The organism is Vibrio maerlii, assembly GCF_003415655.1.
Taxonomy (GTDB): Bacteria; Pseudomonadota; Gammaproteobacteria; order Enterobacterales; family Vibrionaceae; genus Vibrio; species Vibrio maerlii.
This window is the reverse complement of sequence record NZ_QRHC01000006.1, coordinates 283,690-305,517: the sequence shown is the minus strand read 5'-3', so window position 1 is coordinate 305,517 and position 21,828 is coordinate 283,690. Positions and strand designations below refer to the sequence as shown.

Below are 21,828 nucleotides of genomic sequence, written 5' to 3'. Positions count from 1 at the left end.
GACGTGGGTTTGATTAGTGGCGGGTTAGCCCTTGAGCTTCATAGGTAAACCGGCAGTAACAAGGGTCACTTTTTCCACTTGAGCGGCGATTGCTTGGTGTAACCACCCAGCCTCATCGACAAAACGACGACTAACCTCCCCCATGGGAACGACCCCACAACCGACTTCGTTGCTGACCATAAGTACCTGCCCAGGCAGAGTTTCTAATGTTTGAAGAAACTCAGTCTTGATTTCCTGCCATTGTTTGAGGTCTTGCCCGAACAAACAGTTACTTAACCACAGGGTAAGACAATCGACCAAGATACAGTTATCTTCGCGACTATGTTCGATGAGTACTTTAGAAAGCTCATAAGGCTCCTCAACAACCTTCCATTCAGCCGGGCGTTGAGATTTATGGATTTGAATACGTTGCGCCATCTCATCATCAAATGCTTGAGAGGTAGCAATATAAGTAACCGGCTTGCGTGACTCAGTTGCTAACCGTTCGGCATAGCTACTTTTACCAGAACGCGCCCCGCCGAGTACAAGCTCTTTTGAAGTAGAGGATATGTTCAAATTTTACTTCCCTGTCGATAAAGACCAATTAGCTTTTATGCTTTCTTCACAAATTGGGCTGTGACCATCATTTCGCCTGCACCATCAACCTTACAATCTAGCTGATGGTCCTTACCTTCAACAATTCGACGTACCACTGCTTTAGTACCGATTTTCAGAACCAGTGAGCTGCCCTTAACTTTTAGGTCTTTTGCCAGAGTGACTCGGTCACCCTCAGAGAGCAACGTGCCATTGGCATCTTTCACTTTAATCACATCCTCTTCCGCAACTTCTTGAGGATTCCACTCGTACGCACATTCTGGACAGACGAAGTTCGCTTGATCTTGGTAGACGTATTCAGATTGGCAGTTTGGGCAAGGAGGAAGTGACATTGTAACTCTCTGTGATGGTAATTTTAAAATAGATATGCTGTATAGCCGCCTATATTAGCAAAATTTCTTTCACAATCATTCGTTAACAGTAGGTTTTTGTTGACGTACAATATGATTTTTATTCGTCGAAGAATCGCATGAACCGCTTATCCCACACTACTATCGCTGCATTGCTTGGCGTTTTCCTTATCGCCCTAAACCTGCGTGCACCGTTTACTAGCCTAGCGCCCTTGCTAGAACAGATCATGCAAGACCTTTCGATGAGTGCATCCTTAGGTGGGTTTGTCACAGCGTTACCGCTTGTAGCTTTGGCTTTGTTCTCCCCTATAGCCCCAAAACTCTCGAGTAAGGTAGGCATCAATTCAGCGTTATTAGCCGCGGTGATTCTCATCGGTATCGGCATAGCTATTCGTTCTGTTGGGTTTGCTCTGCCACTCTATATAGGTACGGTTTTACTGGGCGCAGGTGTTGCCTTTGGCAATGTATTGTTGCCAGCCTTTGTGAAGGAGCACTTTCCCAACCATATTTCGTTGGTCACCTCCTCATATATCTTCCTGATGGGTATTGGTTCAACTTTAGCAGCAAGCTTGATGATTCCACTCTCCCATTCGCCTGCTATCGCAGGCGTTGGAGGTTGGCAACTTGCACTGTTATTCAATCTGATTTTCGTCTTAGTTGCATTGCTATACTGGTTGCCAAAATGGCGCCAAGGTCGTAAAACCGTATATGCGAACTCTACTGAAAGCAGAAACGCATCGCCATTATCCCTTATTCGCTCTAAGGTCGCGTGGATCGTTACATTGGCCCTGGGGATCAACTCTTTCACCTTCTACTCTTTTGCCGGTTGGCTACCAAAAATCTTGACGGATTATGGCTACAGTGAGCTCGATGCGGGCTATATCTACAGTTTTTTGCAATTCTCGACCATGGTACCAGGGTTGATCCTGATGCCAGTTTTGGCCAAGTGGAAGAATCACGTCGCACTTGTCTCTATCTGTTCAGGCTCAGTCGTCATTAGCCTTATTGGTTTGCTTACGCTGCCTCAGTTTGCGACGTTTTGGGTCGCCTACTTTGGATTAAGTAACTGCTCGACCTTTATTGTCGTGCTCTCTTTCATTGGTTTGCGTACAAATAATGCGAGTCAAGCGGCCGCGCTGTCCGGTATGTCGCAAAGTATTGGTTATGCGTTCGCGGCGACAGGACCTTCTCTGGTTGGTTGGAGTCACACAGTCACAGGTGGCTGGCAGTTACCTATTGGAATAATTACTGTCTTTGCATTCTTTTGTTTAATTTGTGCAGCAAACGCCGCAAGGGACAGAAAGGTATAGTCACCTCATCAAACACAAAGGAAGTGAACAGTATGAACAGATTAATCAAGGTTTTTGGTTGTGTCTTACCAATACTCATATCACTGTCGAGTTATGCAAGTGAACGTGCAGAGTTAGGTTGGCAACTGATCGATGACGGCGCAATGGTGGTAGATGTAAGAACACCACAAGAGTTTTCTCAGGGCCACTTAAATGAGGCCATCAATATTCCACTATCAGAAATAGAACAAGGGTTTGAAAGCATCGATAAATCTGCTCCCATTGTTCTGTATTGTCGCAGCGGTGCTCGCTCTGGGCGTGCGCACTACTATTTAGAGTCAATTGGTTTTACCAACATCCACAATGCCGGTGGTCTGGAAGAGTTGAAACAAATAAAGCCAGCTAAGTAAGCTGGCTCTTGAAGTTTTATTATTCGTATTTATGCAGCTCTGAGACGAGCAAAAAAGCTTGGGTAGTTCTGGCGGACATGTCGCTGCTCTTCAACCATTTGCTTAAAGGTTAAACCCTGATTAAGGTAAACCACAAACTCTTCATCCTCTAAGCGCAGAACAGCACCTTCAACGTCTATATTGGTCTCGTCATGAAAATTTATCGTTCCCTTCATCGACAGCCCTTTATATAGAGCGGTCAAACGATTCATCACGACACGAATCCCTTTCTCCGACACTTCACTGACGTGAAAGAGCTCATCAGCAAAACGGACAACAGGTCTTGCCTGACGTGGATACTTCAGTCGGTAGTATTGTCGTTTTTGTTCGTGTGCGTGCATGAAAGGTCCTCTCTTTCATTCAATTAATTCTATAGTGCTTATTGCTGCTTGTATCGACCAAAGTACTGATTACTTTAATCGTTAACCTCAAATAGTCTAATGACTAAAATAGATCCTGTTGGTTAGACTGTTCTTCAACAACAATACTTTGTTGATTCGATTTTCCTACCGCTAGCTTACGTCTGTACCGCTGTCTGCACAACTTAATGATGTGTAACTGTTCAGCGGGCGTAAAGGACATCCAATTAAAGCGCTCTTCCCTTTTTCGCATGCATCCCTTGCAGTAGCCTTTATCATCGACACTGCATACCCCGACACAAGGGTTTGGCACTTTGAAAAACTCGAGCTGCTCCATTAGTCTCTCCAAAACTAGATATCCCTCTAAAACAAGAAATCTCCTACTAGAATAGCTGACTAAGCTACTGTTTCAAAAGAAATCTTGATTAACATCTCACACTTTCATGACAAATTTGAATAATTCTAGACTATATTTATGCACATCAGCCAATTGGCTCAACCGCTTCTTCATTGGAGTAAAAACATGAAATTTACCGCTAAAAAAGCACTCGTTGCACTTTCACTACCTCTATTTATGGCAGCATGTACTAATCAAGGTAACACCGCTTCTGCAGAGATCACTGCAACGGACCTACAACACCACAACTGGCAGCTAACGCACGTTGACGGTAATGCAATTACTGTAGAAGAAAACTTCCAAGCACCAAATCTAGAAGTTGGTGAGAAGATGACAGCAAACGGTAATGCGGGTTGTAACAACTACTTCGGCCAAGGAGAGCTGGAAGACGGTAAGTTCCGCATTAAGCAAATGGGCATGACAATGAAAATGTGTCCAGACAATGCGATGCAACTAGAACAAGCAATGTCAGCAACGCTTTCTGATTGGGCTGATATGACGCTAACGAAAGACGGTATGACGCTATCAAATGACGTACATACACTGACGTTCAAACTGCGTGATTGGGTTAATTAAGGGTTAGTTCCTAGTTAAGAGCAGTGACTAGCTCCTAGAATGATATAAGGCCTCGCAATTGCGAGGCCTTGTTGTATTTGTGTTTTCTAAGGCTTAGAAAGTGCGACTGTATTGTAGGCCTACTAGGATTGCGTTGGCGCGAGTTGTACCTGTAATAGTCGATACAACTCCCAAGTCAGTTTCCTCACTGACCTCTACGTCTTTGCCCATCAAGTAAGTGAAACCAAAATCAACATCAGACTTAGAATTAATATGGTATGTAAAACCAGTAGAGAACCACTGACGATCTGAGTCTGGGACAGAAATCGATGTCAACTCATCTTGAGCACTCTCGTCATACATATAACCAGCACGTAAGGTCCAATTACTATTCAAGTAATATGTACCACCAATTGAATAATGAAAGCCGTCCTTCCAATGATATTCATTAAGAGTTTTACGTGCAGGGCCGTTAGCATCTAGTGTTTTGAAAACACCCCAACCAGTCCACTGGACACTATAATGCAATGCAAACTTGGTATTATCAATGTGATGATACCCTGAAAGCTCAGCCATATCTGGAAGAGGTAAAGTTAAAGTATCGTATTTTGTACCAACAAACTCTATGTCTCCCTCGGCTTCGATTTCAGGACTATAACGATAGGACAAACCAAAGCGATTGTTTTCATTTAACTCATATACAGTACCAATATTGAAACCTAAGCCAATTCCATCAGCTTCTGCTTTTAATGCATTTAACTCAGAAGTAAACTCAGGCAACGGGATTTCTTGTGGTTGACAAAAATCACATGGTTTGAATTCAAAAGTGCCACCACCAATCGACAAATTAGCGTTTCGCTCTAGCTCTCCTTTGCCATAAATCAAGTCTAAACCTGCCCCAACACTCCATTGCTTGTTCAAACGATACGAACCAGAAACCCCTAAATTGAGGCTCATAATGTCCGTCTTACCACCATATTCACTTCCTACAAATCTAGAATCTTTAAATTCAGTACTTGTACCGAAATTTGAGTATAAATTTATTCCTAAAGCGAATTTCTCATTGATAGGATGGATATAGTGAATATTGGGGGCGATTGAAGCACCGCCAGCATCGTTATACTCAGTCGCAACTGTTTCCGTTTTAGTGAAGCCTTTATAATGGCCATCTGTCACAGAGATGTCAGTTATAATCGTTTCAAAACCTAAAGACAAAGACGGTTCATCAAATAACGCCATTGCTGCTGGGTTACGTGCCATCACTGAAGCGTTGTCTGCAATAACGGCGTCACCGGCGAATGCGCGACCGATACCAGTTGCAGATTGGGCATTAAGTTGGAAGCCTGCAGCGTTTACATTTGCTGCAGCAAGTGCGGAACCGATTAGAAGAGCAGATTTAGCGAAGTTGAATTTATGACTCATGAAAGCGCCTAAGTTATTGTATTAGTCACCCATTCCGTGGAAATAATTGCCAGATATCCGTATGGCGTTTTGGCTAGCATTTTACAACACGGCGTAAATGAGTAAATAGGTACGGCGTTCCTATCCTTTAAAATTATTAACCAATTCAATAATTAGAGTAAATGCTCTCGTTTAGGTACAAGCGTTCCTATTGCTGATCTGACCAGTAGGAAAAGTTTGAACTTTTCGACAATTTCTCGACACATTGATGTTCTTTCAAATCAATACCGTTATTTCAGTCCCGAAATTTTCAGTTCATATTTCACTTTTTCACATCTTCAAACTCACCGACTTCCTGGTATGAAAACAAAATTCACCACCACTTTAGACGTCTAGACGTTTACTCCTGCTCAATTAAACGTTATGGTGATGAAAGAATGTGAAGAAATACTCAGGGAGATGAGAAAAGTTCATGATAGAGATAAAACACTTACGCACGTTAGCCTCATTGCGTGACACAGGATCATTGACGGCGACAGCAACATCATTGCATTTAACTCAGTCTGCGCTTTCTCATCAAATCAAGGATCTAGAGTCTAGGATTGGCGGACAACTGTTCATTCGCAAAACTAGGCCGGTTAAATTTACCTCTGAGGGTGAATTGCTATTAAAACTCGCTGATGAAGTATTACCTAAGATCGCCAAGACAGAAAATGAGATCGCGAGCCTCAAAGAAGACGTAAATGGTCGACTGCACATGGCTATCGAGTGCCATTCCTGCTTCCAATGGTTAATGCCAGCACTTAAAGAATACCAAGTAGCCTGGCCAAGCGTGACACTCGATTTCTCCTCTGGTTTTGGTTTTGAGCCATTACCCGCTTTGCAGGCAGGAGAGCTCGATCTAGTCATTACTTCAGATATACAACCTCGTTCGGATATTCATTATGAGCCGTTGTTTGATTTCGAAATGCGGCTCATCACATCCACGGCTCACCCGCTTGCGGACAAGCAATTTGTCGAACCACAAGATCTCGCATCAGAAACAATGCTCTCCTATCCTGTACAGAAACAACGTTTGGATGTGGTCAAACACTTCTTACAACCAGGAGGTATTGAGCCAAACAAATGGAAACAAGCTGATAATACTTTGATGTTGGTACAAATGGTCTCTGCTGGGTTAGGTGTTGCAGCCCTACCGAACTGGGCGATCAGCGAGTTTTCTCGTCAAGGTCTGATCACTAGCAAACCGTTAGGAAAAGGATTGTGGCGAAGACTGTTTGCCGCTACTCGTGATTCAGAAAAAGATAAGCGCTATTTGCAGGCTTTCTTTAATACAGCTCGCCAACAATGCAAAAGCCACCTTGACGGTATCAAAGTGGCTTAGGTTGCTAGATATTGCGGGTTTGAGAATGTTAGGCGATTAACGACTGTAAGATTTAAATTGATTGGTGAGCGGGTCGTATTGATATCCAAGCATATCGAGTTTTCCAATGACCCCTTCAACGTCCATTTCGTACATGGCAACGAGTTCTTCAAAGGAATCACACTCAAGTCGTAATTTTTCGTTCACTATTCCTAATAGGATGATGCTATCAAAGCTATTTACGTTACTAAGATCCATGCCTTCTCTCCTTAAAAGCAAGATGCTCCATAATGGCGATACGCCTTTACATAAAAGCTTAGACCTAGATGAACAAACGTACAGTGATATCACGCCAAAATTGCGAATTATTTACACTACGTAAAGGCTTTGAGACACCACTACCGTTGCAATTGCAGAAACGACTGCTACGCCAATTTGTACCTTATGTACTTCTTTACGGGTTAATAGGTGCCAACACCAGATAACATTGGTAAGTACAAGTAGTGCGAACATTATCAAGAATGGTTGCATTATGATGGCAATTTGTTCATCGGTTAACCCAGCAGCATACACCGCTGTTACGATGACAATCAGTGTAGAACTAATGATACCACTCACCGGTAAGATACGGTGGAACGCTTGAAGGCGCGAGCGAGCGACAATCAGCATCAACTGACCAAATACTGCTCCTAGCCACAAAATCTGCAGTACAGAGAAAATAATCGTATAGGTTGAATTAAGATTTGCGTTCAAGAATACAAAACTAATCCCCAAACCGTTCGCTAAGTGCAATGCCCACAGCGGGCCTTTATCACGAGTTTTACTAATTTGCACCTGACTAAAGAAATAAGTAAGGGCAAACACCACTAGTAATGCTTCTAGTTTTAGTGATACCACCGTCATCCACATAAATGCGATTAGTGGAATCATTTTATGTACTCTACCACGCTGTCCTGGGCAGATATCGCCTTTCACAAGCACGAGCGTTAAGATCAATTGAGCGCCAAATAACATGGCGGGAAATGTCATTAAAATACTATTAAGCATGGTGGTTTATGTTATCTCTGCAATTTGGTCGGCGATGATATCAAATTCGCCTCGTCGATGTCATCTTCCACAACTTCCCACTAACCCTTATTCCACAATGCTTGTAGGTCAATTCAAATATGGCAATTGCCTTCTTCATTCAGACGGGATTAGAGGTAGTTTTGTGCTTGTAACCTCGCTATAATTCCCGCCTCGAATTTTAGAGGTCAAAATATGCACAACTTGCAAAAAGAAGTCACTCCTATCAATCAATATCCAAAGTACTGGGCTGAATGCTTCGGCAGTGCTCCATTCTTGCCAACCAATTGCAAAGAAATGGAAGCTCTAGGCTGGGATAGCTGTGACATTATTATTGTGACTGGTGATGCATATGTTGACCACCCAAGCTTTGGTATGGCTATCATTGGTCGCTTGCTAGAAGCTCAGGGGTTCCGTGTTGGTGTGATTGCACAGCCAGAATGGCAAAATAAAGATGCCTTCATGAAGCTCGGTAAGCCAAATCTATTCTTTGGTATTACCGCAGGTAACATGGACTCGATGATCAACCGCTATACTGCGGACCGCAAACTGCGTCATGACGACGCGTACACACCGAACAACGAAGGCGGTAAACGTCCCGACCGTGCTGTTCTGGTTTACTCGCAACGCTGCCGCGAAGCTTACAAAGGCACTCCGATTGTTCTTGGTGGTATCGAAGCGAGTCTGCGCCGTGTTGCTCACTACGATTACTGGTCTGACAAAGTTCGTCGTTCGGTTTTGTTTGATGCCAAAGCAGATATTCTTCTATTTGGTAACGCAGAGCGTGCTCTGGTAGAAGTTGCACATCGTTTAGCGAATGAAGAGCCGATTAGCGAAATGACCAACATTCGTGGTACGGCAGTCAACCTACCTGCAGCACCAGAACGTTTTAAGATCATTGATTCCTCTCGTATTGAAAAACCGAGCAAAGCGACATTTGTTCCAATTAACCCATATGCGACGGAAGAGCAATGTGAGACGTCTAAAAAGGCAACCAGCTTCGATCCAAAAGAGGAAGAAGCAAAGCCTATTACGGTTGGCGCTTCTCGACACGATGCAGAAACCACGGCTGTACGTCTGCCACCTTTTGAAAAGTTAAATAACGACCGTATTCTTTATGCGCACGCTAGCCGTGTTATGCATTTGGAAACCAACCCATATTCAGGTCGCGCTTTGATTCAACGTCATGGCGATCGTGAGCTTTGGGTAAACCAAGCACCGATCCCACTGACAACAGAAGAGATGGACTTTGTCTTTGGCCTACCCTACGCGCGTGTTCCTCACCCTATGTATGGCAAAGCGAAGATACCGGCTTACGACATGATCAAGACCTCTGTCAACATCATGCGTGGCTGTTTCGGTGGTTGTTCTTTCTGTTCAATCACTGAGCACGAAGGTCGTATCATTCAAAACCGCTCTCAAGAATCAATTATTGAAGAGCTAGAAGAGATCCGTGACAAGGTTCCTGGCTTTACCGGCACTATCTCTGACTTAGGCGGTCCAACAGCAAACATGTATCGCTTAGGTTGTAGCGTACCAAAAGCCGAAGCGACGTGTCGTCGTCCATCGTGTGTATTCCCGGGTATCTGTAGCAAACTCAATACAGACCATAAACACACTATCGACTTGTATCGCGCGGCACGTAACGTGCCGGGGATTAAGAAGGTAATGATCGCATCTGGTGTTCGTTATGACCTGGCGATTGAATCACCAGAATACGTGCGTGAGCTTGTGACTCACCACGTTGGTGGTTATCTCAAGATTGCCCCTGAGCATACTGAAAAAGGTCCGTTGGATCTTATGATGAAGCCTGGCATGGGTACATATGATCGCTTTAAAGAAATGTTCGAGAAGTACAGCCAAGAAGCGGGTAAAAAGCAGTATCTTATCCCTTACTTCATTTCTGCTCACCCAGGTACAGAAGATGAAGATATGCTGAACCTAGCGCTGTGGTTGAAACGTAACAATTTTGAGTGTGATCAGGTACAAAACTTCTATCCATCACCGATGTGTAATGCGACTTCGATGTACTATTCCGAGACTAACCCTCTCAAGCGAGTAAAGTACAAGAAGCGTGAAGATGTACCTGTCGCTAAGGGCGAACGTCAGCGTCGTTTACACAAAGCGCTGCTTCGTTATCATGATCCTGATAACTGGCCAATGATCCGTGAAGCGCTAATCAACATGGGTAAGAAACACCTGATTGGTGACAAGCCAAATTGCTTAGTTCCCGAGGCAGATCTCGATACTCAAACACCTGCGCAGCGTCGTAAATCCGGTCGCCATGGTGCGAACCGCTTTGCAACTAAGCATACTAAAAACCAACCTGGCTTTGAGAAAATGAGTGGTGGTAAGCGTTCAGGTGGTAACAAGCCGAAGAACGGCAACCGTAATGGTTCAACAAACTCAAGTAACTCAAACGGCACGCCTAATCGTGGCAAGCCAAAGAGCAGCCAAGGTAAGCCTGCTGGCAGCAAACCTACACAAGGCAACCGAAAGCCCAAGCGCCGTTAATAAAAACAGTAAAAGAGCGACCGATTTGGTCGCTCTTTTGCTATCCACTTGTTGCGATTAGTTCGATCGTTGATGATTAGCGATGACCTCTTTGGATCTAAATACCCAAAACTTACTGAGCAAGAAGTTACTCACCATTCCTACCAACACACCCATTGCTAAACTAACAAAAATCCACAGGTCGCTTGGGGTCTCTGTCAAAAGTAAACACAGCTTGAACACGATCAAGTTTGGTATTGCGGAGAAGAGCGCTCCACCCATGAATTTGAACCATTGCTGCAGCTTAGGTTGTTTAGTTTGGTCTGAGAAGGTTAAATTTCGATTGCCAAACCAAGTTACTGTCGCCGCAACGATGAAAGCTATTGCTCTCGCCGCCATTACTGGCAACACAAACAACTTGATCATGATAAATAGCACGATAGTATCGGCAGCAAAGCCGATACCTCCGACAAATGCAAACTTTGCAATACGCACTGAGATTACCAACTTATTGGGTAGAGCTGACCATCAACGATTGGTCATAACTTTGATCACATAGATAAACCATTCGTTTTGTCTTTGCCTTAAACTCTAGTTGGCAATCCAGTTGATGTGTCTCGATGTAATCAACCACTTTGCTTCTCTTGCCAATCAGGTAAAAACGTTGTGATTCGATCTCATCATCCGACTCCACTTTCAGGGCCTGGCCTGAACTGTAGAACTGACCAGAAAAAGGACGCTTACCGACATAAAAGCTTGGTAGTTCAGCTTCAATGTTTTCAAAGATAGCTCTATCACTTCGAGTATCCGCTTTACCTAGGTTCAAGAAAATAACCGCACCAATTAACAACACCGGGATAACTGCCGCAACGCCTTTGAACCACTTTTGATCTTGTTCTTTAACAAGCATTGCAATCAGAATCCCAAGCGCAGGCACACCTGGTAGTACATATGCTGGAAGGATATTGCCCGCAAACGTGAAGAGAATCATTGGTGAAATAAGCCATAACATTGCAAAGCTCATCGCACCATCATATCGCTGCGACACTTCTTTCAGTGATTTACCACTACGAATGAACAACAGTGGCAAAACAATAGACCAAGGGGCTGCTGAAGATAACCAGAAGAGCCAGATTTTACCTCGAGGCTCATCGTGTGCACTGCCGTATAAATCCCCTTCCCAACCACTCACAACAAAACGTTTGAAATGCTCACCAACAATGAAGTAGTCAATAAATCCCGGTGTCGCCTGCTCCGCCAATGCGTACCAAGGCACAGCAATTACTAACATGAGTAAACTTCCCTTGACCAATGGGAAACGTTTCCAAAGCTCGACAAAAGCACCAATAATACCGTGCTGAATAACCATCCAAGGGAATACTGCAAGGCCGAAAATAACAATCGCCACTGGGCCCTTTGCCAGCAAACCGATAGCTAAACCAATAAAGCCGAAGTACCCCCACTTGTGCGGCGCCCCTGCGTTTTTTTCAGCATCTAACCAACACAAGTAAAAACCTGTCATCGCAACCGCCATGCCTAGCGTTAGTGCCATGTCTGTCATCACTGCACCAGCTGAGATAGCGAACACACCTGTGGTTGCAAGAACAACACTGGAGATCAGAGCATCAAGCTTTAAACGCTTTGCTAAGAAAGCTGTCACACCAATTGCTAGCACACCGGCAAGCCAATGCGGCATTCTCACTGCAAATTCATTGACTCCGAACAGCTCAATCCCAGTCGCACTCATCCATGTGAATAGTGGCGGCTTTCCCCAAAATGGAACGTTGTAATCGAATTGCGGAGTCAACCAATTGCCCGTTTCAACCATCAAACGGGCCATCTCGCCGTATCGTGCTTCTGTTGTATCCATCAACGGGTATAAACCCAGTGAGATAACTCGAATCACGACAGCGGAGAGAAACAGTACCCAAAGAGTACGGCGATTAAACAGAGAATGACTATTTGTTGTTTGCTGAGTTGCCGCTTGCTGAGTCATTACGCCGACTCCTTCATTTTAACTGGGTATATAGATGAGGTTTGATTTACTTGCGCGAAGCGGTTTAATACTCGTTGCTTCTTAGCATCCTGAGGAACCACATCGGTCACTTCTTGAATGAGGTAGATTGGACGACCTTTAACTTCAGTGAAGATACGGCCGATGTACTCGCCGAGCACGCCTATTGTCAGTAGCTGAATACCACCAATCGCAAGTTGAACGACCATAAGTGATGGGTATCCATCGGGATTTGAACCGTAAAGCAGAGTTTGAGCGACGATAATGCCACCATAAACAAACGAGCTAAGTGCAATCAAAGTTCCTAGAACAGTGGCAATGCGTAGCGGTCTGATTGAGAAAGACGTAATGCCATCAACCGCCAAGCCAATGAGTTTTAAATAGTTCCACTTAGTTTCCCCGCTATGACGTGCATCTCGGTCAAACTGTATCGTCGCTTGTTTGAAACCAGGCCATGTAAACACGCCTTTCATATAGCGGTTTTTTTCTGGCAGCTGATTTATATGGTCTACAACTTCACGACTTAACAAACGAAAATCACCAACGTTCTCTGGAATATTCATATTGGAGAAGAAGTTCATTACGCGATAGAAAGACGCTGCGGTAAATTTCTTCATCCAGGTTTCACCGTCGCGATTCTTGCGCTGCATGTTGACCACGTCGTACCCTTCACGCCATTTTTCAAGCATCTGAGGAATCAACTCAGGTGGATCTTGAAGATCTGCATCAATCAACACCACAGCTAGACCGCGACAATACTCAAGCCCCGCACTCATCGCCGATTCTTTACCGAAATTACGACTTAACCCTACACACCTTACTAGGCAACTTTCTGAAGATAAACGCTGTGCAATTTGACGGCTATTATCACTGCTACCGTCGTCGACATAGACGATTTCACTGCGCACTTGTAGGTCTTCCAGAACTTTGGTTAAACGCTGGTGGCATTCGGGTAACACTTCAGCTTCATTATAAAAAGGCACGATCACCGATAGTGTAACCGGCGGTTCATTATTGAGTTGATGATTTCTAGGCATAGCATTACCGCTCATTTATTTTGATGGGATAAGAATGCCATTCACATGGTGAAAGTTATGTTGTTGACATATTTTTCACGCGCAGTAAGGATGATCACAGTTAGAAATACTTACTGAGATAAATATAATGAAAAGAGTACTGCTGGTTGAAGATAATCGTGAAGTGGCAGGCGTACTATTCGACTATTTCGAATGCCTTGGCATGGAGTTAGACTACGCAGATAATGGCGAGCTTGGGCTGCAACTAGCTTTAGATAATAAGTTCGATATCATCATTCTAGATTTGATGCTGCCACGAATGGATGGCTTAACGGTTTGTAATGAACTTCGCAACAGAGGTAACAATACTCCAGTGCTGATGCTTACGGCTTTAGATAATCGTGACGATATGCTTAAAGGCTTTGAACATGGTGCTGACGATTATCTCACTAAGCCGTTCGATCTCGATATTCTAGAGGCACGTATGAATGCCCTTATTCGTCGCTACCAAGGTGCCGTTGCAAGCACGGTACTAACTTTTGACGAGATTAAGATTGAACAAAAGACGCGTAAGGCTTATCGCCAGGAACGCCTGCTCGCTTTAAACCCAACCACTTACACTATCTTGGAACTGTTGTGCCAAAAAGCACCTGAGATTGTCTCTCGTGAAGAAATTGCATATAAGCTTTGGCAAGAAGAGGAACCAAACAACGACGTGCTTCGCAGCCATATCTATCAACTGCGTAACCAATTGGATAAACCTTTCGACACGCCGATGCTAGTTACGGTGCCTAAAGTTGGTTTCCGCCTAGAGGCAAAAGCATAACCATGCTTAAACGAATTCGTCGAAGTTCTAAAACGCTAACCGGAAGGTTGGCGTTATTTTTTAGCCTAGTTTCTCTAGTACTCGGTGGCACTCTATACGCAGCTTTTGTCGGTGCTCTCTATTGGTCTGAAGATAGAGTTGGTGAGCGTCAGATAATGATCGATCGTAATGCCGCTATTGAACGTTTCAATCACGGTGAGTCTGGTGTTCTTTATATTGACTCCTTAACTGATGCCTACAATGACTTAAGCTTAGTCCCTGAAAACTATCAAGAATTTGTACAAGAGAAAGACGCTTTTGTAGGTGAAATAGATACCGTTGGCGACGACTCGCGTATGGTTTACATTGGAGAGTACAGTTTCAGAGGTGAAGTAAAACCCATTGTACTCCTGTCACGAATAGATGAAGTCGAACTCAGTAATGAAGAGGTTCTTGTTGTCACAGCAGGTGTACTGATTTTCGTGTTACTGCTTCTTGCAGCATTCTCAGCGCTTCTCTACAGACTTTCAAAAGGTTTTATTCAACCGATAAGCACCCTATCAGATCAACTCACCGAGTCAGCGGGTAATCCGACATTCGAGTTTTCCATTTCCGAAGATGCGGCAGTGGAATATAAGCAACTTACACAGCAGCTCAATAAGTATCGCCATGATATACAAGTGCTACTAAAGCGAGAGCAAGCTTTTGCACGCTACGCGAGTCATGAGTTAAGAACGCCGCTGACGGTGATCAAGGGTTCAAATAAGCTACTGGCTCGTGGAACTCACAACGACTTTGCTAAACGCCAGCTGCAAAGAATTGAAGAAGCTAGTAGCCAAATGGCTGATATGGTCGACGCACTGCTCAGCTTAGTGCGCTATGAACGAAGTGAACACAAACTAGAGTTTCGAAGCTTTGAGCATGCTGAGCTTACTCGTATCATCGAGCAGAATGCAGCGCAGGCCGATCAAAAGCAAATTCGTATTATCGAGAATTTTTCGGCCGCACCATCCATTCAAGCAACGCCTGCTATCATGAACATGCTGATAGGAAACCTAATACGTAACGCGATTGCTGCCTCTCCCGAAGGACATATTACTGTAAATGTATCGCAAGACTCTGTTTCTGTTGTCGACTCTGGAGAAGGCTTAACCGATGAACCTAATTCTGAAGGCCATGGGCTTGGATTAATGATTGTTGATGATTTTTGTCAACGCTACAATTGGACGTTCAATATCTCCAACAATTCCGACATAGGATGTACTGCCCAAATACACTTTGGTCATCATTCTAACCTAGAGCCATGAAACTAGACTGCAGCCCGGTTACACAACATACCTTCCAAAACATCCCGTTTTACCTCAAACGGGATGACCTACTTCACCCAACATTTTCTGGTAATAAATCTCGAAAATTCCGCCAACTTATTGAACATCCGCCAGCAAATATCGACACCATTATCGGACATGGTTCACCGCAAGCAAATTCTCTCTATTCAATGGCTGCGTTAGCAAAGCTCCATGGCTGGAGATGTGAGTTTTACGTCAACCATATCGCGTCTTTTATTAAACAAAGCCCCAGTGGAAATTATAAGGCCGCCCTTGAGCTTGGGGCTCAGGTCATTGATGTATCAGAACTAACTAAATCCCTCAGCAGCTGGCAATACATACAAACCGTAAGAAAGCCTGAGCAAAACTGTGCGGTTGTACCTGAAGGCGGGCGCTGCGGTATAGCAGAATTTGGCGTCAAGACGTTGGCAAACGAAATTCTCGAGTGGATAGCAGAGAACCAACTTAGCAATATTAAGGTAGCTTTGCCCTCTGGTACTGGTACAACAGCTTTCTTTCTTCAAAAGCACCTTAAACCCCACAGCATAGAAGTTCTTACTTGTGCCTGTGTCGGTGGAGAAGACTATCTAACCCAACAATTCCATCATTTACATGATTCAGATACATTGGATAAAACTGATTACCCAACCATCTTGTCTTTAAGCAATAAACATCATTTTGCCAAGCTTTATCAGCAAGACTACATCATATGGCAAAAACTCATCGAAGAGACCAAAGTTGAATTCGACTTACTCTATGACCCATTGATGTGGCGCTGTTTATTAGAGTGGCACCAAAATCAACAAGACGTGACGATTCTCTATGTCCACCAAGGTGGTCTATTAGGTAACGAAACTATGCTGCCTAGATATCAGCGAAAATACGACTACTAGCCATAGGTAAGAAAATCGGTCCAAGGATACCCAATGCAATATAATCACCAAGAACCAGCGTTAAATGCATCAATTAAGATACTTACAGCTGCTACTGTCCTGCTAACAGCAACAAGCTTTTCTGTAACTGCAAAAACATATTCTGTTGGAAGCGGTGCAGAAAATAAAGCCATCGTTGTAGCAAGCGGGGATATGGTTAAGCGAGTCTGCTACTACGACGATAAAGCCTACTCCGAGGGTGCTGTTATTGAAGTTCAAACCATTCTTCTGCAATGTTCATCAGCTCACGATTTCGAGCAAAATGGCGCTTTAAAATGGAACACACTCAAGAGTGGCGAGAAACAAGACGATTAAAACCAACGATCATGATGGATACTAACCGTCATAGTTGTATACATCGTGGCGGTAATTAACCAGCCCAGCTTCTACCCATGCTGTCTGGTAAATGATGTGAACTGGAATGCGTGAGCGCAAGCGTACCGACTGAGTAACTAAAGGAGACTGTGCACGCGCTTTAGTGAGCCGATTAACATTCATTCCTTGAGACTCTAACAACGTAGTCGCGAAATTTTCTGCGTACTGGACTCGGATGCAACCTGAACTAAACGCTCTTACATCCTCATTAAACAAATGTCGACTCGGCGTGTCGTGCAAATAGATAGCTCTGGCATTTGGAGTATTAAATTTATACAAACCTAGTGCGTTTTTGTTTCCTGGTTGCTGCTGCAATCTATACGGGAATGAGTAAGGTGACGTTCCATTCCAATCAAACTCGCTGACATCCACCGTCGTTCGGTCGCTCCAGCTCTTAATCACTTTGAAGTTATTGTTATTTAAATAACCCTGGTTGTATTTCATCTTAGGCAAGATGTCTTTCACCATGATCTTCCAAGGCACATTCCAGGAAGGATTTAATACTAGAGAGTCCAGTGAAATGTTGAGTAGAGGTGTTTTTCGTGATTTACGACCAACGACCACTTTTGAAGCAAATAGCTCCTCTCCACCCTGCCAATACTCCAATTGAAAACTCGGTACATTCACTAAGATAATCTTATCTCGCTGAACAGGCCAAAGACGCGAGCGCTCTGCATTCAAGGCAAGCAGTCTTAATCTCTCTTCAGGCTTCTTATTTAACCAGGACAGGGTGTTAGGCCCAATGATGCCGTCTTGCTTCAATCCATGAAGTTTTTGGAAACGCTTCACTGCGGTATTAAGCTCACGATCATAACGAGAAAGATTCGGAGAAATCAGCGATGTATCAATACCTACGCGCGAAATCAACTCTATCAACACATCGCGCCTTTCTGGCTCTAAGGTGTCCCCCATCCTCAATAGGCCTTTATGGGAAAAGTTAATTTCTGGAAGGGATTGTTGTTCGAGCAGCTCAAACCACGCCGATTCAAATTCAATCGTATTTGCTAATGGTGATTGGCCTTGCATCAATACTGATACTAATTGATCGCTCATCACCGCTTGGTTGATGTTGTACATCAGCTCATAGCTAGGTTCAGGAAAGGTATAAGGAATAAACGCCCCCAAGTACCAATCACGACCCGATAACGGTGCTTCTTCTGCATAGTTTAGATAAAGGATCAGAGTGTCGGTCGCAAGAAGATCGAATTCAAACTGTCGATTAGACGTTAGGTAGTGCTCTAACCAATTCAAGCGCGTTGTAAACTGTTGACCAAGCCTGGATTTATCGACAATCTGTAATTGATAGAAAAGTTGGTCAACTGAGTTATTTTCGTACCAAATTAACTGATATTGATTATTCTCATAAAGAGTTTCGAGTTGTTGAGGATATTGGATAAGTTGATTGACGTGAGATTCTTTATCAATCCAATTAAGGCGATAAAAACTATCTAAAGCTAGCGCTTTAGGGACATAAAACACAAGAAGAGTGATGCACAACAAGTGCAAAGGCCAAGCAACGCGCATACTTTCCTCCTCATTCTTCTCAACAACTCTTAGAAGTATGGCAAAAAATGGGAGGAATGTTAGCTTCTAAAGTTCGCTTATTTCATACAGTAATTTGAAAAATTAGCCTAGGCTTTAAAATCCCTGACTGCAAATCTCCATATACTCACACGCACTCTCCTTGTTCATTGTGAGCTTATATACCCAACTGTCGTATCTGTTTTTGTGTGTTAACATATTCAACCATAAAATATAATACTGAGCTTATCATGAAAAATCGAAATGGATTTACATTAATCGAGTTAGTTGTCGTGATTGTCATTTTAGGCGTATTAGCCGTTGTCGCTGCTCCTAGGTTTATCAACTTATCCGGAGACGCCTCTGGCGCAAGTATTAGCGGTGTTGAAGCCGCGCTGAAATCGGCGTTAAAGTTCGCAGAGGCACGCATTGAAATCGATAATGCAGAATCGTCGATCGATTACGAAGGGGAAACTATCTCTCTAACTGGCGGCTACCCCGCAGCCAGTGCTGGTACACTTAGGTCATTGTTGCAAATTGAAGTACCCTCATCATGGACACGAAACTGGGAAACGGTTCCTTGTGATGAGCCTGAATTCTGTATTCTAGGAAATATGTACCCAGGAAAAGGCGGGTACATTGAAGTACCAAATCATCCACTAGATTCAAACGGTGGCCAAGATAGAGCATCATATATATGGCCACGTGGTTATGTACTCAAAACAAACGGCTGTTACGCCTACTACATCAATGAGGCATCAAAAGAAGTTTATCATTCTGGATCTATCCAAACTGGTTGTTAGAGCTGGATCGAAATCTATTCTATCGTTTTGGCGATGTGTAACCCGTCGTCGTTGCAATCACCTCAAAACCGCGCTTTGCAACAATCGGTTTGCTCATGTCAGAGGCATCGATAATTAGATACTTAACACCTCGGGCTTTTGCTTCAGCGATACGCTTGTTGAGTAGTGAACTGTATAAGCCTTTGCCACGGAACTCTTCTACCGTGCTTCCACCCCAAATACCTGCAAACGGGCTCCCTTCATTAAAGGTTATCCATGCAGACGTCACCGGCTGACCGTTTACGTATACAACGTAAATAGAAATCGAATCAGGTGAGTTTTGTTTTAACTTAAATAGGTAATTGTATTGCCACTCAAAGTCGCCACCCCAGACTTGCTCTTGTACCTTGATCGCATCTCGAACCCCTCGTTCATCAAAGACCTCGGTGATGGCTGATTCATCGAAAGGTTTGTTGTCCGTCTCAGCTAAGTTGAGCGCCATGAAAGACTCAGTTTCTTCTTGTTCAAACCCGCTCTCGAGTAATACAGACTCTAGGTTTGTTGGTCTATCAGTGCTGTAAGTTTTCCATTCAAAGCAGAGGTTACGCTGTTGAAAATACTCTAGATCTTCTTTCACTCTTCGCTCTGAATCGCTTTCTTCAAAGCTGTAGTAAGAGATATAGCTGCCGTGAAAGTCTTCAGAGACAAATTTAACGAGTGTATCGCTCGACTTCACAACACCGTTAAAGGAGTTGACGCTCTTACGTTCAAACTCATTGTATTCATTCATCACATCCAATGTATTCATTTCACTCTCCGGAGCATTCGGTTTCAGGCATGCTAACTGAAGAATATCTAATCTATTCAACAATTAATACGGCTTATCTCGGTTTCACATCATACTAGTTCAGAACATTGTAAATATGTTGGAAACAGTGAAACCCATTAAAGCTTACTAAGATGAGCAGCTATAATGAGAAACACCACCAGCGGCAAAGAACGCCAATGGTCTTAATTGATAGTACTTGTCTTCGACTGATTGAGACTGCTCGTCATAAGGGTTAGCAAAGATTGCCTGTAGTTCATGAACCAACGAGAAGTTACCCTCTTTCGCTTGCTCATAGGCCGGAACGATCAACCATTCTCTCCAGGTATACTTGGGGTTCACCTGTTTCATTTGCGTTGAGAGCTGCTCTTTCCTTAATGAACTGCCTAGCGCATCTCGCCAGGCTCTAAGCCATTCATCCCACTCTGTTTTTAGTTCTTGAGTCAGGTCTGCATAAAAGCAAGCCGAAAGCTCTGTGAGCTCTTCAGGAATATTAGAAAGTTCACGGAAAAAAAGTGTGTAGTCGATATGGCTTTTCATCATTAGCGCTAACAGTTGATTAAAAAGGTGACTATCTGGTACTTCTAAACCCAGCTTACTCGCCCACATATCGGTAAGCTTATCTTTCATTACCGATGAGAAGCTTTCCACAATCAGCTCTAGTTCGTTTAACGCTTGTGGCTCTGACTGTAATAACGGTCTTAGGGCATTACAGAAGGTCTCAAAGTTCTTTTCTGCCGCTTGTGGCTGATTAAAGAATGCGAAGTGTCTGCCTCCTCCGGTCCAGGGCTGGAAATACGGTTCAAAGTACTCACAGAAACCAAACGGTCCGTAATCCAAGGTGAACCCACCAACCGCACAGTTATCGCTATTAAAGTTACCTTGGCAGTAACCAATCCGCAGCCAATGAGTGACGAGTGACGTTAACCTATCACGGAACGCTATCGCCAAGGCAAGCAGTTGATCTATAAAAGGTAAGCTAGCGTCAATCTCGGTTTGGTATTCTCGTTCAATGATGTGTCTGGCAAGTGCCTCTAGCTCTTCCCTCGCATTTGGGTGCTGACTTACTCTTGCTCGTCGGCTAAATAACTCCAACTGCCCTACTCGTAAAAATGAAGGTGCAACACGAGTCGTGATAGCAACGGGGTTAGAAAGCATAATATCTGGATTTTCAGAACGAGAGCCTTCGCTATACCATGGCCGATCTACGGTTTCCGTTTGAGAGGCAAACAGGCTCAATGAACGAGATGTCGGAACCCCGAGCGCATGCATGTATTCTTGTGCCAAAAACTCTCGGACACTGGAACGTAATACTGCTCGACCATCGGCACCTCGACAATAAGGAGTCGGCCCACCGCCTTTTAACTGCATCTCCCATCGCTTATTATTGAATACTCCCTCAAAGACAGAGATCGCGCGCCCGTCGCCGTACCCATTACCTGTTTTAAATGGGCAGTTGTCGATGTATTCATTACCAAAAATAGAGAGAGCATAACCCGTTGCCCAGCCATAGGGTCGCATTGGACTTGGGGCCTGTGCCATATCACCAGAAAACAATTGCTTGAACTCATCAGTCAAAGCCAAGTTGTCATCCAGCCCTAACTCCTCAAAAAGTTGATGGCTATGGCTTACATAAAACGGAGTCGAAATAGGCGTCGGCTTCACTGGTACATAATGACCAGAAAAGACTTGTCTAGGTCGATGGTCTACCCCATCTTTCGTCGAACCTGGATCGGGAGTCAGCGACTCTAGTAATGAGTAATCTACGGCTTGAGCAAATTCTAATAAGTTGCTCACTTTGGATTCTTGTTGCCCGCTTGTTTTATTATCCATCTAACTGATAATCCGTTGTTTTGTACTGTTTCAGTCGTAATATGTATGCACTGGGTTAAAGCATCATTAATTTGCGAATGT

23 protein-coding genes are annotated in these 21,828 nt (G+C 43.9%); 10 read left to right on the top strand and 13 right to left on the bottom strand.

All coding sequences use genetic code 11. The annotated features are described in order from the left end of the window. Nucleotides 1-24: 24 nt before the first annotated feature. Nucleotides 25-549: a bifunctional adenosylcobinamide kinase/adenosylcobinamide-phosphate guanylyltransferase gene (gene cobU / locus DPF91_RS12775; RefSeq protein WP_206355568.1), complete on the bottom strand. Its 525-nt coding sequence runs from the start codon at nucleotides 547-549 to the stop codon at nucleotides 25-27. Nucleotides 550-590: 41 nt separating this feature from the next. Continuing rightward, nucleotides 591-926, bottom strand: coding sequence for a zinc ribbon domain-containing protein YjdM (locus DPF91_RS12770; protein ID WP_117234808.1), 336 nt, complete (start codon nucleotides 924-926; stop codon nucleotides 591-593). Nucleotides 927-1,063: 137 nt separating this feature from the next. Here DPF91_RS12770 and DPF91_RS12765 point away from each other — a divergent pair, with 137 nt between their 5' ends. Both DPF91_RS12765 and DPF91_RS12760 read left to right on the top strand, forming a co-directional pair. After that, entirely contained in the window at nucleotides 1,064-2,254 is a 1,191-nt protein-coding gene (locus tag DPF91_RS12765; protein WP_117234807.1) for an MFS transporter, read from the top strand. A 32-nt stretch (nucleotides 2,255-2,286) separates the two neighbouring features. Then, nucleotides 2,287-2,643, top strand: a complete 357-nt coding sequence (locus tag DPF91_RS12760) for a rhodanese-like domain-containing protein (RefSeq protein ID WP_117234806.1) — start codon at nucleotides 2,287-2,289, stop codon at nucleotides 2,641-2,643. A 29-nt stretch (nucleotides 2,644-2,672) separates the two neighbouring features. Here DPF91_RS12760 and DPF91_RS12755 read toward each other — a convergent pair whose 3' ends face one another. Continuing rightward, entirely contained in the window at nucleotides 2,673-3,023 is a 351-nt protein-coding gene (locus tag DPF91_RS12755) for a PilZ domain-containing protein (RefSeq protein WP_117234805.1), read from the bottom strand. A 103-nt stretch (nucleotides 3,024-3,126) separates the two neighbouring features. After that, complete coding sequence (locus tag DPF91_RS12750) at nucleotides 3,127-3,378, bottom strand: DUF1289 domain-containing protein (RefSeq protein WP_117234804.1); 252 nt, start codon at nucleotides 3,376-3,378, stop codon at nucleotides 3,127-3,129. A 186-nt stretch (nucleotides 3,379-3,564) separates the two neighbouring features. Here DPF91_RS12750 and DPF91_RS12745 point away from each other — a divergent pair, with 186 nt between their 5' ends. Then, nucleotides 3,565-4,014, top strand: a complete 450-nt coding sequence (locus DPF91_RS12745) for an META domain-containing protein (RefSeq protein ID WP_117234803.1) — start codon at nucleotides 3,565-3,567, stop codon at nucleotides 4,012-4,014. Between the two features lie 93 nt (nucleotides 4,015-4,107). Here DPF91_RS12745 and DPF91_RS12740 read toward each other — a convergent pair whose 3' ends face one another. Further along, nucleotides 4,108-5,415, bottom strand: a complete 1,308-nt coding sequence (locus DPF91_RS12740; protein ID WP_117234802.1) for an outer membrane protein transport protein — start codon at nucleotides 5,413-5,415, stop codon at nucleotides 4,108-4,110. 451 nt (nucleotides 5,416-5,866) lie between these two features. Here DPF91_RS12740 and metR point away from each other — a divergent pair, with 451 nt between their 5' ends. Then, nucleotides 5,867-6,778 (top strand): HTH-type transcriptional regulator MetR, encoded by a 912-nt coding sequence (gene metR, locus DPF91_RS12735; RefSeq protein WP_117234801.1) that lies wholly within the window; start codon nucleotides 5,867-5,869, stop codon nucleotides 6,776-6,778. Between the two features lie 36 nt (nucleotides 6,779-6,814). On the opposite strand, the gene DPF91_RS12730 is transcribed toward metR, so the two are convergent. Next, a complete protein-coding gene (locus tag DPF91_RS12730; protein WP_117234800.1) occupies nucleotides 6,815-7,015 on the bottom strand; it encodes a DUF4250 domain-containing protein in 201 nt (66 codons plus the stop codon). A gap of 111 nt (nucleotides 7,016-7,126) precedes the next feature. Further along, a complete protein-coding gene (locus DPF91_RS12725; RefSeq protein WP_241033821.1) occupies nucleotides 7,127-7,786 on the bottom strand; it encodes a hypothetical protein in 660 nt (219 codons plus the stop codon). Between the two features lie 231 nt (nucleotides 7,787-8,017). Here DPF91_RS12725 and DPF91_RS12720 point away from each other — a divergent pair, with 231 nt between their 5' ends. Beyond that, nucleotides 8,018-10,336, top strand: a complete 2,319-nt coding sequence (locus DPF91_RS12720; protein ID WP_117234798.1) for a YgiQ family radical SAM protein — start codon at nucleotides 8,018-8,020, stop codon at nucleotides 10,334-10,336. A gap of 57 nt (nucleotides 10,337-10,393) precedes the next feature. Here the strand turns inward: DPF91_RS12720 and DPF91_RS12715 are convergent, their stop codons facing one another. Genes DPF91_RS12715 through DPF91_RS12705 form a run of 3 tightly spaced genes read right to left on the bottom strand, consistent with a single transcriptional unit; the run spans nucleotide 10,394 to nucleotide 13,366 of the window. Further along, entirely contained in the window at nucleotides 10,394-10,810 is a 417-nt protein-coding gene (locus tag DPF91_RS12715) for a GtrA family protein (protein WP_241033820.1), read from the bottom strand. A gap of 13 nt (nucleotides 10,811-10,823) precedes the next feature. Beyond that, nucleotides 10,824-12,311, bottom strand: a complete 1,488-nt coding sequence (locus tag DPF91_RS12710; protein WP_117234797.1) for an ArnT family glycosyltransferase — start codon at nucleotides 12,309-12,311, stop codon at nucleotides 10,824-10,826. Continuing rightward, on the bottom strand, nucleotides 12,311-13,366 hold the full coding sequence (locus tag DPF91_RS12705; protein WP_241033819.1) for a glycosyltransferase family 2 protein: 1,056 nt from the start codon (nucleotides 13,364-13,366) through the stop codon (nucleotides 12,311-12,313). Before DPF91_RS12705 ends, DPF91_RS12710 begins: the two co-directional genes overlap by 1 nt. Before the next feature lie 127 nt (nucleotides 13,367-13,493). On the opposite strand from DPF91_RS12705, the gene DPF91_RS12700 reads away from it, so the two are divergent. Genes DPF91_RS12700 through DPF91_RS12685 form a run of 4 tightly spaced genes read left to right on the top strand, consistent with a single transcriptional unit; the run spans nucleotide 13,494 to nucleotide 16,725 of the window. Then, a complete protein-coding gene (locus DPF91_RS12700; protein WP_117234795.1) occupies nucleotides 13,494-14,171 on the top strand; it encodes a response regulator transcription factor in 678 nt (225 codons plus the stop codon). 2 nt (nucleotides 14,172-14,173) lie between these two features. Next, nucleotides 14,174-15,457, top strand: a complete 1,284-nt coding sequence (locus tag DPF91_RS12695; RefSeq protein ID WP_117234794.1) for a sensor histidine kinase — start codon at nucleotides 14,174-14,176, stop codon at nucleotides 15,455-15,457. Continuing rightward, on the top strand, nucleotides 15,454-16,371 hold the full coding sequence (locus tag DPF91_RS12690) for a pyridoxal-phosphate dependent enzyme (protein WP_117234793.1): 918 nt from the start codon (nucleotides 15,454-15,456) through the stop codon (nucleotides 16,369-16,371). The genes DPF91_RS12695 and DPF91_RS12690 overlap by 4 nt, the downstream gene beginning before the upstream one ends. Nucleotides 16,372-16,404: 33 nt before the next feature. Further along, nucleotides 16,405-16,725, top strand: a complete 321-nt coding sequence (locus DPF91_RS12685) for a DUF1496 domain-containing protein (protein ID WP_117234792.1) — start codon at nucleotides 16,405-16,407, stop codon at nucleotides 16,723-16,725. A gap of 21 nt (nucleotides 16,726-16,746) precedes the next feature. Here DPF91_RS12685 and DPF91_RS12680 read toward each other — a convergent pair whose 3' ends face one another. Further along, nucleotides 16,747-18,309, bottom strand: coding sequence for a L,D-transpeptidase family protein (locus DPF91_RS12680; RefSeq protein ID WP_117234791.1), 1,563 nt, complete (start codon nucleotides 18,307-18,309; stop codon nucleotides 16,747-16,749). A 248-nt stretch (nucleotides 18,310-18,557) separates the two neighbouring features. Between DPF91_RS12680 and DPF91_RS22335 the strand changes: the two genes are divergently transcribed. Then, nucleotides 18,558-19,109, top strand: coding sequence for a prepilin-type N-terminal cleavage/methylation domain-containing protein (locus DPF91_RS22335; protein ID WP_117234790.1), 552 nt, complete (start codon nucleotides 18,558-18,560; stop codon nucleotides 19,107-19,109). 19 nt (nucleotides 19,110-19,128) lie between these two features. Here the strand turns inward: DPF91_RS22335 and DPF91_RS12670 are convergent, their stop codons facing one another. After that, nucleotides 19,129-19,896 carry a GNAT family N-acetyltransferase gene (locus DPF91_RS12670; protein WP_117234789.1) on the bottom strand — a complete coding sequence of 256 codons (768 nt, stop codon included), beginning with the start codon at nucleotides 19,894-19,896 and terminating at the stop codon, nucleotides 19,129-19,131. Nucleotides 19,897-20,043: 147 nt separating this feature from the next. Beyond that, the gene (locus tag DPF91_RS12665) at nucleotides 20,044-21,747 is read right to left on the bottom strand and encodes a protein adenylyltransferase SelO (protein WP_117234788.1); all 1,704 of its coding nucleotides are present in this window, start codon (nucleotides 21,745-21,747) and stop codon (nucleotides 20,044-20,046) included. Nucleotides 21,748-21,828 lie beyond the last annotated feature (81 nt).

Coding starts and splice junctions, on each gene's coding strand:
- DPF91_RS12770 (WP_117234808.1), bottom strand. CDS start 926: ATGTCACTTCCTCCTTGCCCAAACTGCCAATCTGAATACGTCTACCAA.
- DPF91_RS12765 (WP_117234807.1), top strand. CDS start 1,064: ATGAACCGCTTATCCCACACTACTATCGCTGCATTGCTTGGCGTTTTC.
- DPF91_RS12760 (WP_117234806.1), top strand. CDS start 2,287: ATGAACAGATTAATCAAGGTTTTTGGTTGTGTCTTACCAATACTCATA.
- DPF91_RS12755 (WP_117234805.1), bottom strand. CDS start 3,023: ATGCACGCACACGAACAAAAACGACAATACTACCGACTGAAGTATCCA.
- DPF91_RS12750 (WP_117234804.1), bottom strand. CDS start 3,378: ATGGAGCAGCTCGAGTTTTTCAAAGTGCCAAACCCTTGTGTCGGGGTA.
- DPF91_RS12745 (WP_117234803.1), top strand. CDS start 3,565: ATGAAATTTACCGCTAAAAAAGCACTCGTTGCACTTTCACTACCTCTA.
- DPF91_RS12740 (WP_117234802.1), bottom strand. CDS start 5,415: ATGAGTCATAAATTCAACTTCGCTAAATCTGCTCTTCTAATCGGTTCC.
- metR (WP_117234801.1), top strand. CDS start 5,867: ATGATAGAGATAAAACACTTACGCACGTTAGCCTCATTGCGTGACACA.
- DPF91_RS12730 (WP_117234800.1), bottom strand. CDS start 7,015: ATGGATCTTAGTAACGTAAATAGCTTTGATAGCATCATCCTATTAGGA.
- DPF91_RS12725 (WP_241033821.1), bottom strand. CDS start 7,786: ATGACATTTCCCGCCATGTTATTTGGCGCTCAATTGATCTTAACGCTC.
- DPF91_RS12720 (WP_117234798.1), top strand. CDS start 8,018: ATGCACAACTTGCAAAAAGAAGTCACTCCTATCAATCAATATCCAAAG.
- DPF91_RS12710 (WP_117234797.1), bottom strand. CDS start 12,311: ATGACTCAGCAAGCGGCAACTCAGCAAACAACAAATAGTCATTCTCTG.
- DPF91_RS12705 (WP_241033819.1), bottom strand. CDS start 13,366: ATGCCTAGAAATCATCAACTCAATAATGAACCGCCGGTTACACTATCG.
- DPF91_RS12700 (WP_117234795.1), top strand. CDS start 13,494: ATGAAAAGAGTACTGCTGGTTGAAGATAATCGTGAAGTGGCAGGCGTA.
- DPF91_RS12695 (WP_117234794.1), top strand. CDS start 14,174: ATGCTTAAACGAATTCGTCGAAGTTCTAAAACGCTAACCGGAAGGTTG.
- DPF91_RS12690 (WP_117234793.1), top strand. CDS start 15,454: ATGAAACTAGACTGCAGCCCGGTTACACAACATACCTTCCAAAACATC.
- DPF91_RS12685 (WP_117234792.1), top strand. CDS start 16,405: ATGCAATATAATCACCAAGAACCAGCGTTAAATGCATCAATTAAGATA.
- DPF91_RS12680 (WP_117234791.1), bottom strand. CDS start 18,309: ATGCGCGTTGCTTGGCCTTTGCACTTGTTGTGCATCACTCTTCTTGTG.
- DPF91_RS22335 (WP_117234790.1), top strand. CDS start 18,558: ATGAAAAATCGAAATGGATTTACATTAATCGAGTTAGTTGTCGTGATT.
- DPF91_RS12670 (WP_117234789.1), bottom strand. CDS start 19,896: ATGAATACATTGGATGTGATGAATGAATACAATGAGTTTGAACGTAAG.
- DPF91_RS12665 (WP_117234788.1), bottom strand. CDS start 21,747: ATGGATAATAAAACAAGCGGGCAACAAGAATCCAAAGTGAGCAACTTA.